Origin of the sequence: Streptomyces acidicola (genome assembly GCF_009377235.1) — a bacterium.
Lineage (GTDB): Bacteria > Actinomycetota > Actinomycetes > Streptomycetales > Streptomycetaceae > Streptomyces > Streptomyces acidicola.
The window spans coordinates 1-11967 of sequence record NZ_VMNX01000272.1; the positions used below are offsets into that span (position 1 = coordinate 1).

General features: G+C 71.6%; 9 protein-coding genes. 6 read left to right on the forward strand and 3 right to left on the reverse strand.

The features are described from left to right. Together FPZ41_RS39975 and FPZ41_RS39980 are read right to left on the reverse strand one after the other, a co-directional pair. A partial coding sequence (locus FPZ41_RS39975) for an AAA family ATPase (RefSeq protein WP_152868934.1) occupies positions 1-1860 on the reverse strand: 1860 nt, incomplete at its 3' end. 432 nt (positions 1861-2292) lie between these two features. Then, the gene (locus tag FPZ41_RS39980; RefSeq protein WP_322621336.1) at positions 2293-2913 is read right to left on the reverse strand and encodes a uridine kinase family protein; all 621 of its coding nucleotides are present in this window, start codon (positions 2911-2913) and stop codon (positions 2293-2295) included. Positions 2914-3159: 246 nt separating this feature from the next. Between FPZ41_RS39980 and FPZ41_RS39985 the strand changes: the two genes are divergently transcribed. The 3 genes from FPZ41_RS39985 to FPZ41_RS39995 all read left to right on the forward strand — a co-directional run bounded on the left by FPZ41_RS39985 (position 3160) and on the right by FPZ41_RS39995 (position 6862). Further along, a complete protein-coding gene (locus tag FPZ41_RS39985; RefSeq protein ID WP_152868936.1) occupies positions 3160-4554 on the forward strand; it encodes a peptidase C39 family protein in 1395 nt (464 codons plus the stop codon). Between the two features lie 203 nt (positions 4555-4757). Continuing rightward, positions 4758-5417, forward strand: a complete 660-nt coding sequence (locus tag FPZ41_RS39990) for a TetR/AcrR family transcriptional regulator (RefSeq protein ID WP_152868937.1) — start codon at positions 4758-4760, stop codon at positions 5415-5417. A 272-nt stretch (positions 5418-5689) separates the two neighbouring features. Further along, positions 5690-6862: an acyl-CoA dehydrogenase family protein gene (locus FPZ41_RS39995; protein WP_152868946.1), complete on the forward strand. Its 1173-nt coding sequence runs from the start codon at positions 5690-5692 to the stop codon at positions 6860-6862. A 748-nt stretch (positions 6863-7610) separates the two neighbouring features. Here FPZ41_RS39995 and FPZ41_RS40005 read toward each other — a convergent pair. Further along, positions 7611-8051, reverse strand: coding sequence for a hypothetical protein (locus FPZ41_RS40005; RefSeq protein ID WP_131562338.1), 441 nt, complete (start codon positions 8049-8051; stop codon positions 7611-7613). Between the two features lie 268 nt (positions 8052-8319). Here FPZ41_RS40005 and FPZ41_RS40010 point away from each other — a divergent pair, with 268 nt between their 5' ends. From FPZ41_RS40010 to FPZ41_RS40020, 3 genes are all read left to right on the forward strand, one after another. Then, positions 8320-8760 (forward strand): Lrp/AsnC family transcriptional regulator, encoded by a 441-nt coding sequence (locus tag FPZ41_RS40010; RefSeq protein WP_131562340.1) that lies wholly within the window; start codon positions 8320-8322, stop codon positions 8758-8760. A 90-nt stretch (positions 8761-8850) separates the two neighbouring features. After that, on the forward strand, positions 8851-10464 hold the full coding sequence (locus tag FPZ41_RS40015) for an amidohydrolase (RefSeq protein ID WP_152868942.1): 1614 nt from the start codon (positions 8851-8853) through the stop codon (positions 10462-10464). Positions 10465-11206: 742 nt separating this feature from the next. Next, positions 11207-11967: polyprenol monophosphomannose synthase (locus tag FPZ41_RS40020; protein ID WP_322621335.1), on the forward strand; the 761-nt coding region annotated here is incomplete at its 3' end.

Genomic DNA, 11967 nt, shown 5'->3' on the forward strand with positions numbered 1-11967 from the left:
CATCCCCGACGGATCCTGCGGCCCCCGCCCCGAAAGAACCTCCCCATACGCCTGCATCAGATCCGGCAACCGCAGCGTCGACAAGTCGTCCCGCGTCGGCGTGCTCGGATACCCCGACAGACGCAGATCACGGTACGCACAGCTCTTCTCGTAGAGCGTGCGCAAAAAGCGGCCGTTGCCGAGCTCGTCGATCCAGCCCTGCTCCACCACGTGCATGCTGATGGAGCGGAGCTCGTCGAGCGCTTCCTCGTCCCAGACGTCACCGTTCTCCGCGGCGAGCACCTCACCGATGGACGTGAGCTCCATGGGCCGGTACGAGGGGAAGTCGACGCGGGTCGTGAAGCGGGACGACAGCCCGGGGTTGGCGGCGAGCAGACGGTCCATGCCCTCCGGATAGCCCGCGAGGATCACGACGAGGTGGTCGCGGTTGTCCTCCGCACGCTTCAGCAACACCTGCAGCGCCTCGTCCCCGTACGCGTCGCCCTTGCCGTACCCGGAGTTGGACAGCGAGTACGCCTCGTCCACGAACAGGACGCCACCGATCGCGGAGTCGATCAATTCGTTGGCCTTCACCGCGGTCTGGCCGAGGTACTCGCCCACCAGATCGGCGCGCTGGGCCTCCACCAGATGGTCGCCGCCGAGCAGACCGAGGGCGTAGAAGACCCGCCCCAGGATGCGGGCCACCGTCGTCTTGCCCGTGCCCGAGGGGCCGGAGAAGACGAAGTGGCGCTTGGGGGGCTGTACGGGTAAGCCCTGCCCCGCCCGCAGCCGTGCCATGTTCAGCTGTGCCGAGAGCGCCTTGACCTGGCGCTTCACCGGCTCCAGACCCACCATGCGCTCCAGCTCGGCGAGCGCCTCCTCCAGCAGCGCCGGATCGGTCGGCCCGGCCGGCAGCGGCTGCCCGGAGGCCATGGACTTCTCCCGCACCACCGTGTCGACCGTCTCGGGCGGCAGCCCACCCGGCGGCAGATCCGGCTCCGAGAGCTTCACCTCCCGGCCCTCGGCACCGAACAGCGGGTCCACCCCGTCCGGCCCGTCCATCACGTCCCCGACCCCGGACAGCGCCATCGCCGCGAAGTCCGCCGCGTCGTCGTAGCCGTCCCCCTCGGCGATCGCCGCGAGCCGCGCGGAGGTGTCCATGAAGGCGGGGTCCACCCGGTGCACGGCCCGGTACAGGGGGAGCGCGGCGGCCGACCGGCCCGTCCCCTCGTGCGCCCGCGCCAGCCAGTACCGCAGCTCCTTGCGCTGCGGCTGTTCGCTGCGACAGCGCATGAGGGCCGTGGACAGCAGCGGCTCCGCCTGGCCGTACATCTCCAGGCGGACCCGGGCCATGCCGCCGAAGAGGCCCGCCTCGATGCCCAGCATGGGGTCGTTGATCAAGGGGTCGGTGTGCCGCACCAGTTGCTCCCAGTCCTTGACCAGATAGGCGCGGCACCCGTGCAGAAAGCGGACCTGGGGGTCGGCGTCGACGGGCGGCAGCCCGGCCAGCGCCCGGTCCAGCTCCGGGACATGGCGGCCGTCCAGCCAGTGCGAGGCGTGGGCCAGCAGCAGATCGCGCGGGCTTTCCAGGACCGGCTGCACCCACCAGCCCAGCCAGTACCAGGAGTTGAGGGTACGCCGGTGGCGGGCGCGCTGCTCCCCGAAGCGCTCCCGGTGCCGGAACATCCTGAGCAGCGCGGTCGTCGTGTCCACCCGCAGCGCGTGCAGCCCGAGCCAGCCGTCGGCCATCCCGGGATCCATTCGCACCGCGGTGCGGAACTCCTCCTCCGCCTGCGGATAGGCGCCCATCGTGTAGGCGTCCACGCCTCGCAGCCAGGCGAGGTCGGCCGGGGCCTCGGGGCCCCGCGTGCCGAAATCCATCACGTCCCCCACAAACCGTGCCCCCGTCGGTATGCTGCCGAGCTGGTGCCCGTGGCAGCCTTCGTCGAACCGTCGTGCCGCGGACGGGAGTTGCAACGGTGCGTTTCTGCAGCCGTCCGAAGGTCGCACCGAGGGCATCGTACCCGCGGGTCGGTCGCCCACCGAAGGGTGCCGCACGGCCCGTCTTGCGAGGTGGGAGCAGACGGCGCACACTGCGCTCGGTGACCGAGGGTGAACGACTTGTGTCCCCGAAGCGCCCCGAGAGAAGGGTGCGGGCAGAACGAAGCCCCCGATCACGGGGGAACAACCGGGGGCTTCGCGTCTGAGGCGGTCTCCGACGACCGCACATTGAGAACGTAAGTCCTGTACGGCCCCCGGGTCAAGCGGAGTTGAAGCACTGAGGGAAGTTCCTGCGCAAGGGGCTTCACAAGTTCAGCACACTGCGGATGGTCCGTTACCGTGCGTGAGGAACAGGGTCGATCCTGAAGTCCCCGCAGGTCCCGGCAGCACCTCGTACCCCTCTGACCTCTGCCGAACCAGAAGATCGGCACAGGGGCGCGAGGGGTCCTCGGCGAAGTGCCGGCGCTCCGCGGCGACCCACCCCGCCCAGAACTCCCGCTGCTCTTCCCCGTCCCGCGAGCGCCCTCGTGCCCATGCCTCCTCGTTCGGTACCTCCAGCCACAGCAGCCGCGCCAGATACGGGCGGAGTGCGCGGCGGCCCGCGCCGACCCCCTCGACCAGGACGACCGGTGCGGGGGGCAGCGGGCGGGGCGCGCCGAAGCTTCGCGCGCGCCAGTCGTAGGGGAGATAGTGCGCCGTCTCGCCGCGGCCGAACGGTTCGATCACCTGGGTCAGGAGCCGTCCGGTCCAGTCGAACAGTTCCTCGTGCGTGGCGATGTCGTCCAGGTGCAGCACGGGCGCGTCGTCGAGCGCGACGGCCAACCGCTCTGCGAAGGTCGTCTTTCCGGAGCCCGCATGCCCGTCGATCCCGATCAGACGGACCGGTCCGCAGGAGGGTGGCAGTCGGCGCAGGCGGGCGGCGAGGGCGTGAATGGCGGTTCCCTGGTCTGGTGCGAAGGCGGCGCGACGCCGGCGCGCCGCGGTCGCCGACTCTACTGCGGACGGGCGACGGCACTCCTTGGTGACGCTCACCGCCGCTCGGGTGATGTCAGTGGTCCCTACCAATGGTGCGGGAGTCGGCGGGGCGCGTGGTGCTGGCAGAAGTCGGCTTCCGGCGTCCATAGTTGGCCCACAGTCGTCGTCCCAACCGTGCTTCGGACCACTGGGGGTCACCCGCTCATGACCAGCGCTTCACAGCCGTCCCGCAGAACCGTCCTCGCCGCCGCGGTCGCCGCGGCCGCGATGGGAGCCGCCGACCCGGCCGCGGCCGCCACGGGGCACCGCCCCGAGCAGAGTGGCGCCCTTCCCGCGAAGGCACCCGACCTCCCCGCGAAAGCACCGTCATCCGTCGTGGACAACCGCGCGTGGACCTCGTACACCGACTGGCGCGGCGGCAGCGCCAAGGGCACGCGCGCGGTGGCGGGCAAGCGGCCCGGCCTGGTGATCGCCGCGCCGGCCGGCACCACCGACTACACCGATCCGCACACCGGCACGACCTCCAGCTGGGAGTACGCGACGTGGACGTCTCCCGTCCACAAGCTCGCCGTCCCGTCGACCGAGGCCATCGCCTCCTGGAACGCCCGCACCCCGGCCGGCACCTGGCTCCAGGTCGAGCTGCGGGGCACGTACTCCGACGGCACGGACACACCCTGGTACGTGATGGGGCGGTGGGCGGCCGGCGACCAGGACATCAGGCGCACCTCCGTCGACGGCCAGAGCGACGGCAAGAGCAGCGTCTGGACGGACACCTTCGCCGTGGACGCCCCGGCCTCCGGCCTGCGGCTGGTCGCGTACCGTCTGCGGCTCACCCTCCACCGCAAGCCCGGCACCGCGCTCACCCCCACCGTCTGGCGGCTCGGCGCGATGGGCTCCGACGTCCCCGACCGCTTCACCGTCGCCGAGTCCACCCCAGGGCTCGCGAAGGAACTGGTCGTCCCGCGCTACTCCCAGGAGATCCACAAGGGGCAGTACCCCGAGTACGACAACGGCGGCGAGGCCTGGTGCAGCCCCACCTCCTCGCAGATGATCATCGAGTACTGGGGACGCAAGCCCACCGCCGGGGACCTCGCCTGGGTCAACCCCGACTACGCCGACCCACAGGTGTGCCACGCGGCCCGGTTCACGTACGACTACCAGTACGAGGGCTGCGGCAACTGGCCCTTCAACGCGGCGTACGCGGCCACGTACAAGGACTTCCAGGGCGTGGTGACCCGGCTCCGTTCGCTCACGGACCTGGAGACGCTGATCGCGGCGGGCATCCCGGTCATCACGTCGCAGTCGTTCCTTGCCACCGAGCTGACCGACGCGGGCTACGGCACGGCCGGCCACCTGATGACGGTGATCGGCTTCACCGCCGACGGTGACGTGATCGCCAACGACCCCAACTCCCCGACCAACGAGGCGGTGCGGCGGGTCTACAAGCGGCGTGAGTGGGAGAACATCTGGCTCAGGACCAAGCGCTACAACGCCTCCGGCAAGGTCGTCTCCGGCACCGGCGGCGTCTGCTACCTGTACTTCCCGGCCCACCCGACCACCCGGCAGCGCCAGGCGCTGGCCGCCGTGGGGGTGCGCTGAGCCGGGTCGTCCCACCGATGTGCCACGGCCCCCGGTCCGCCGGGGGCCGTGGTGTGCGACCGACGTCCCGGCGGCGGCCGTCGCGTCCGCCCCACACCGATCCCTTCCGGCCCCCGACTCTGGCGATCGGAGTCGAACAGGCGGCTGACAGCGGTCTGCCATACTGCGCATGTCCCGCTGGCCGTTGGAGACTTGGGCCGAAATTGAAGAGCAGTCAACCAGGCGCGATCGAGGGCACGCGGACCCGCGGTACCGACCGCTCCCTCGCCCGCCGCGCCGAACTCATCGCCATCGGGCGGACGTTATTCGCCGACACCTCCTACGACGCGCTGTCGATGGACGACATAGCGCGTCAGGCACATGTCGCCAAAGGGCTGATCTACTACTACTTCAAGTCCAAGCGCGGCTACTACCTGGCCATCGTCGAGGACTCTGTGGCCGACCTGGTCTCGTTCGCCGCGAGCGGTCTCGAACTCCCGCCGCAGGAGCGGGTGCACCGCACCCTCGACGGCTATCTCCGCTACGCCGAGAACAACCAGGCCGCGTACCGCACGATCGTCAGCGGCGGCGTCGGCTTCGACGCCCAGGTGCACGCCATCCGTGACGGCGTGCGCGAGGCGATCGTCGCGACCATCGCCGAGGGGGCGTACGGCCGTCACGACATCGCCGCGCTGCCCCGTATGGGCCTCCTGGGCTGGGTGTGCAGCGTCGAGGGCGCCACCCTGGACTGGATCGCCGGCCCCGACCTGTCCCGGGACACCATGCGCGAACTGCTGGTGAAGACGCTCGGCGGCACGCTGCGCGCCATCGAGGAGCTCGACCCCGCGTACCGGGCCCCGGAGCCCGCCCGCCGCGATCACTGACGCCGGCGGGCCCGGTGCCCGGCCGCCGGGCTCCGACCGGGTGACGCCGGTCCGGCCGCGCCCATGGCGGTGATCTTCCGATGTGTTGTAATGAACGACCGTTAACTGGTGACTCGCTGGTCCGGATCGGGCATACTCCAAGCGCCACAGCCGCTGGTCAGCGGCTTCCGTGACCCGGGAGACGACCGTCGGCCGTGGCCAGTGAGACCCGGTGGCGCCACCCCATCCCCGGTGCGTCCGCCGCAGTGCCCGACAGGGAGGAGAGCGTCGCCATGCCCGACCGCGCCCCGCAGCCGGTGGACCGTCAACTGCCCACGGACGAGGCCCGGGATCTGATCTCCCTCGTCCGTGAGATCGCCCAGCGGGAGATCGCCCCGCACGCGGCCGAGGAGGAGGACGCCGGCCACTTCCCCCGCGAACTCTTCACGCTGCTCTCGGAGTCGGGACTGCTCGGCCTGCCGTACGACTCCGAGTACGGCGGCGGTGACCAGCCCTACGAGGTCTACCTCCAGGTCCTCGAAGAGCTCGCCGCGGCCCGGCTCACGGTCGGCCTCGGCGTCAGCGTCCACTCCTTGTCCTGTCACGCGCTCGCCCAGTACGGCAGCAAGGAACGGCAGGCCGAGTACCTGCCCGCGATGCTCGGCGGCGGCCTGCTCGGCGCATACGGGCTCTCCGAGCCGTCCTCGGGCTCGGACGCGGCGTCCCTGCGCACGAAGGCCGTACGGGAGGGCGACGACTGGGTCCTCCATGGCACCAAGGCGTGGATCACGCACGGCGGCATCGCCGACTTCTACACGGTCATGGCACGCACCGGCGCCGAGGGCGCCCGAGGGATCACGGCCTTCCTGGTCCCCGGGGACGCCGAGGGGCTGAGCGCCGCCGTGCCCGAGAAGAAGATGGGGATGAAGGGCTCGCCCACCGCGCAGATCCACCTCGACGGGGTGCGGATCTCCGACGATCGGCGGATCGGCGACGAGGGTCAGGGTTTCGCCATCGCCCTGTCCGCGCTCGACTCCGGGCGGCTCGGCATCGCGGCCTGTGCGATCGGCCTGGCCCAGGCGGCGCTCGACGAGGCCGTCGCGTACGCCACTGGGCGGCTGCAGTTCGGACGGCCGATCGCGGACTTCCAGGGGCTGCGCTTCATGCTCGCGGACATGGCGACGCAGATCGAGGCGGGCCGGGCGCTCTACCTGGCGGCGGCCCGGCTGCGCGATGCCGGCCGGCCCTTTTCCAAGCAGGCGGCCATGGCGAAGCTGCACTGCACCGACACCGCGATGAAGGTCACCACGGACGCCGTCCAGGTCCTCGGCGGGTACGGCTACACGGCGGATTTCCCGGTCGAGCGGTACATGCGCGAGGCCAAGGTGCTCCAGATCGTCGAGGGCACCAATCAGATCCAGCGGATGGTCATCGCCCGTCACCTCGCGGGTCCCGAGTCGCGCTGAGCGGATCACGGGTCACGCCGAAGGGCGGGCCCGAGCCGAACGGGTCCCCGAGCCTGGTGAACTGGGCGGGGCCGCTCGGGGGCGCCGCCAGCCGGATCCACTCCGGGTCGCGGTGCCCCGGCAGTGTGCGGCCCCGGTCCGCCCAGATCCGCATCAGCGCGCTGTAGATGGGCGGGTCCTGCGGGAGCGCGGGCCGGCGGGAAACCGATGGTCCCGGGGGCGGAAGGACAGGTAGGTGACGGTGACGCCCGGTCGTGGACGAGGTGGGGGTCATACCGGGGCAACGCGGGTGCGGGCGGGCCGGTCACCGCTCCCGGGAATCGGGTGTGTGTCCACGGTGACCTCGTACGGGGGTACACGGCGAGGGCGTTCAGGACCGTGCCCACCGTCCCGTACGACGGGACGCCGTCGACACGTGTCACGACTCTGACCCACGACGGCTGTCCGACGTACCGTCAACCGGACCGCCGGAGTTCGCACCCCTCCCGGCGACGTCGACCGTCGTGCGCCCAGGGAGGCCCGCCGTGCCCGATGACCGTCTCGTCGCCCAACATGCCTACTACGCATGGACGATTGACGGGCTGTCACCGCACCCCTCACCGGCCACACTGCCAGGCGTACTTCGGTGAGGTCGCCGTCCCGGCGGAGCCGGACACGCTGATCCTGCACCACGGCAGTCTGCGATCCATGGTGCAGGGCGGTTACTGGCAAGAAACGGGCTGAACAGCCCTCGCGGCGGCGCTCTGACTCAGGCGGCCTGGCGGTGGTCCATCTGGCGTCGAATGGCCGGCATCCGCATCGGGCGCGATCCCGGGCCGCCGACGTGGGAGAACGGCTGCGTCCGCCAGTCGAGCCCCTGAGGGAGCGTCAACAGGAGGGCGGTGTCCTGCTCCTGGAGCTCCTCGGACTCGTCGGCGGACCGGGCCTCGGCCGCCGTGCGGCCCGTACCGGCGCAGACCGTGAGCCCGAACGGGTTCCACGGCGAGGCACACAGCGCGTGCTCCGGCAGGACCTCCTCGTCCGCGAGGAGCGCGATGGGCTGCGCGCAGTCCGGGCAGATCACCCGGTACATCTCAAGGGTGTCGTAGGCGTCGAACTCGTCGTCGGTTTCGACGCCCTCCGGCTCGGGCTCGACGACCGGCTGCTGGCGCTTGGGCGCGGTACGACCAAGGCGCTTAAGACTCTGCATGGGTTACTCCCCCTCGGGCTGGGCCGTGAAGGCACTGCGGCCTCGACCACAGCAAGCACTTCCCGTCCCGTCTCGGGGGTAATCACGAAGACATCACGAAGCCTGTTCGGCTGCTGTGGCGTTCGTCACATGCCAATCGCAGGTGCCCGATGCGCCCGGTCCGTCACCCGCACGGCTCACAGAGCGCTCTCAGCCACATCACGAACCGGGTATGACCTGCGCCGCTCAGGTATCCGAGGAGATCAACCGCCCTGTAGGTTCTTGCGCCATGGAGGAGCTGGACCGACAGATCGTGCAGCTGCTCGTCGAGGACGGGCGGATGAGCTACACCGACCTGGGCAAGGCCACGGGCCTGTCCACGTCCGCCGTGCACCAGCGGGTGCGCCGGCTTGAGCAGCGTGGTGTCATCCGCGGGTACGCCGCGGTCGTCGACCCGGAGGCCGTCGGGCTGCCCATGACCGCGTTCATCTCGGTGAAACCGTTCGACCCCAGCGCCCCCGACGACATCGCCGAACGCCTCGCCGGCGTCCCGGAGATCGAGGCGTGCCACAGCGTCGCGGGCGACGAGAACTACATCCTCAAGGTCCGCGTGGCCACCCCCCACGAACTGGAGGAGCTGCTGGCGCGGCTGCGGTCGCTGGCGGGGGTGTCGACGCGTACGACCGTGGTGCTGTCGACGCCGTACGAGGCCCGGCCCCCGCGCATCTGAGGAGCGCGTGCAGCGACGTCCGTGAGGGCGTGTGCGGCGCTCGGGCGCCCCGTGCGCCGGGCTGTGAACCCGAGGCGCGAGACTGTTCCCATGAGTGAGAGCACCGCCTCGTCGGACACCGTGCTGTTGCGCGGTGGAGAAGTCCACAGCCCCGCCGACCCGTTCGCCACCGCGATGGTCGTGGAACGCGGGCAGATCGCCTGGGTCGGCTCCGAAGGAGCGGCCGACGCCTTCGTGGAGGGCGCCGACGAGGTGATCGACCTCGACGGCGCACTGGTCACCCCGGCGTTCACCGATGCGCACGTCCACACCACGTCCACCGGTCTCGCGTTGACCGGGCTCGACCTGTCCGACGCGCCCTCACGGGAGGCGGCCCTCGCCCTCGTGCGCGAGTTCGCGGCCGCCCGCCCCGACGACCGCGTACTCCTCGGCCACGGCTGGGACGCGTCCCGCTGGCCCGGCGGCAGGCCCCCGACGCGCGCCGAGCTCGACGAGGCGACCGGTGGGCGCCCGCTGTACCTCTCGCGGATCGACGTGCACTCGGCGGTCGTGACGACGGCACTGCTCGACCTGGTCCCCGGGAGCACGGGCTTCGCGGACGGCCCGCTCATCCGCGACGCCCACCACGCCGTACGCGCCACCGCGCTGGGCGCCGTCGCTCCCGCCCAGCGCACCGAGGCCCAGCGCGCGGCGCTCGCCCATGCCGCCTCGCTCGGCATCGGCTCCGTCCACGAATGCGCGGGCCCGGACATCTCCTCCGAGGACGACTTCACCGGGCTGCTGCGGCTGGCCGCCGAGGAGCCGGGTCCGCGGGTCGTGGGCTACTGGGCGGAACAGGCCGAAGAGGGTGTGGCGAAGGCGCGCGCCCTGGGGGCGGTCGGCGCCGCGGGCGACCTCTTCGTCGACGGCGCGCTCGGCTCGCACACGGCGTGCCTGCACGAGCCGTACGCCGACGCCGACCACACCGGCACCGCGTACCTGGACGCTGCGGCTGTGGCCGCTCACGTCGTCGCGTGCACCGAGGCCGGCCTCCAGGCGGGCTTCCACGCCATTGGGGACGCCGCGGTGACCGCGGTCGTCGAGGGTGTGCGCGCCGCCGCCGAGAAGGTCGGTCTCGCCCGTGTCCGCGCCGCCCGGCACCGCGTCGAGCACGCTGAGATGCTCACCCCCGACACCATCGCGGCCCTCGCCGAGCTCGGCCTCACCGCCTCCGTACAGCCCGCCTTCGACGCGCTGTGGGGCGGCGAGGACGGCATGTACGCGCAGCGGCTGGGCGATCGGCGCGCCCGTACTCTCAACCCGTTCGCGGCCCTGCTCCGCGCCGGTGTCCCGCTCGCCTTCGGCTCGGACAGCCCGGTCACGCCGCTCGACCCGTGGGGCACGGTCCGCGCGGCGGCCTTCCACCGCACGCCGGAGCACCGGGTGTCCGTACGTGCCGCGTTCACGGCGCACACGCGGGGCGGCTGGCGGGCGGTCGGACGGGACGACGCGGGCGTCCTGGTCCCTGGAGCGCCCGCTGACTACGCCGTGTGGCGCACCGACGAGCTCGTCGTCCAGGCCCCCGACGACCGGGTGGCCCGCTGGTCCACCGACCCCCGCTCCGGCACTCCTGGGCTGCCCGATCTGAGCCCCGGCACGGACCTGCCCGTCTGCCTGCGTACCGTCGTGGGCGGGCGGACCGTGTTCGTACGGCCGGGCGAGTGATCTCCTGGGGTGGCGCGGCCCCGATCGGGGGTCCGCCGCCCCGTCGCGCCACCTGGGAATCCGCCGCGCTGACCAGGGGCTTGAGTGAAACACCGCAGGTCGAACGGCTGTTGACAGCCGACGGCGGAGGGCGGGTAGGTTCGGCCGGGTCCACCACCGGACGTCCGACCGGGGACCTTCCGCGCGGTCGTCGGAGCGCCGCTGGGTCAGGGGCGGTGTGCTGCACCGGCGCACCGTCACTGGGAGCCAGGCCCAGCGCGGCCGCCCCGGCGAAGGAATGTTCATCAGTGAGAGGGAAGTCCCTCCCTGCTCATGGGGATCCCTCCCGCTCAAGCGAAGCCGAGAGCGGGGGAGGAGCCGAGAGCCTGGGGGATTGGTGTGACCCGGGTGGGGCCCGGACGCTCAGTAGACAACGGCTTTCGGTCGATTCGCAGCCAGCGGGTCCCAGGTCGGCCCGAAGGGCGCCGGGCCCCGATCCGCAGCGGCATTCACCCGGCCTCGATCCGGAGCGCGCGTGCCGCGGTGCGACCCGCATTCCGGACAGCACAGACGGTGCATCCTGGACAGAACAGACCGCTTATTGCGGACAGCACACAGGGCGTTCCGGGAACACACAGGAGGCTCGGGGAGCAAGCTCACCCGGCTCTCGCCGAATCGACACCCGCCGGCGCACGTGCCGACACGTCGGCGCAGGCCGGGGACACTATGGTGGACCCCTGCGTACGGACATGAAGGGGCAGCAGTGAACGACGGCGACGGGACCCTCGCGGCAGGAGCCCAGAAGAGGCAGTTCGGTCCGCTCGGCACGGCCTTGGTGATCATCCCGACCTACAACGAGGCGGAGAACATCAAGGCGATCGTCGGCCGGGTGCGGAAGGCCGTCCCCGAGGCGCACGTTCTCGTGGCCGACGACAACAGCCCCGACGGCACGGGCAAGCTCGCGGACGAGTTGGCCGCCAAGGACGACCGCGTCCAGGTGCTGCACCGCAAGGGCAAGGAAGGGCTCGGTGCCGCCTATCTCGCGGGGTTCCGCTGGGGCATCGAGCACGGCTACGGCGTACTGATCGAGATGGACGCCGACGGCTCCCACCAGCCCGAGGAGCTTCCTCGCCTGCTCACCGCCCTCAAGAGCGCCGACCTGGTCCTCGGCTCCCGCTGGGTGCCGGGCGGGCGTGTGGTGAACTGGCCCAAGTCCCGCGAGTACATCTCCCGCGGCGGCAGCCTCTACTCGCGGCTCGCTCTCGATCTGCCGCTGCGCGACATCACCGGCGGCTACCGCGCCTTCCGCCGCGAGACCCTCGAAGGCCTCGGCCTCGACGAGGTCGCCTCCCAGGGCTACTGCTTCCAGGTCGACCTCGCCCGCCGGGCGATCAAGGCGGGGTACCACGTCGTCGAGGTGCCCATCACCTTCGTCGAGCGGGAGCTCGGTGACTCCAAGATGAGCCGCGACATCCTGGTGGAGGCGCTGTGGCGGGTCACGGCGTGGGGTGTGGGGGAGCGGGT

Excerpts from the sequence above, each read along its gene's own strand:
- FPZ41_RS39985 (WP_152868936.1), top strand. The coding sequence starts at position 3,160 with ATGACCAGCGCTTCACAGCCGTCCCGCAGAACCGTCCTCGCCGCCGCG.
- FPZ41_RS39995 (WP_152868946.1), top strand. The coding sequence starts at position 5,690 with ATGCCCGACCGCGCCCCGCAGCCGGTGGACCGTCAACTGCCCACGGAC.
- FPZ41_RS40005 (WP_131562338.1), bottom strand. The coding sequence starts at position 8,051 with ATGCAGAGTCTTAAGCGCCTTGGTCGTACCGCGCCCAAGCGCCAGCAG.
- FPZ41_RS40010 (WP_131562340.1), top strand. The coding sequence starts at position 8,320 with ATGGAGGAGCTGGACCGACAGATCGTGCAGCTGCTCGTCGAGGACGGG.
- FPZ41_RS40015 (WP_152868942.1), top strand. The coding sequence starts at position 8,851 with ATGAGTGAGAGCACCGCCTCGTCGGACACCGTGCTGTTGCGCGGTGGA.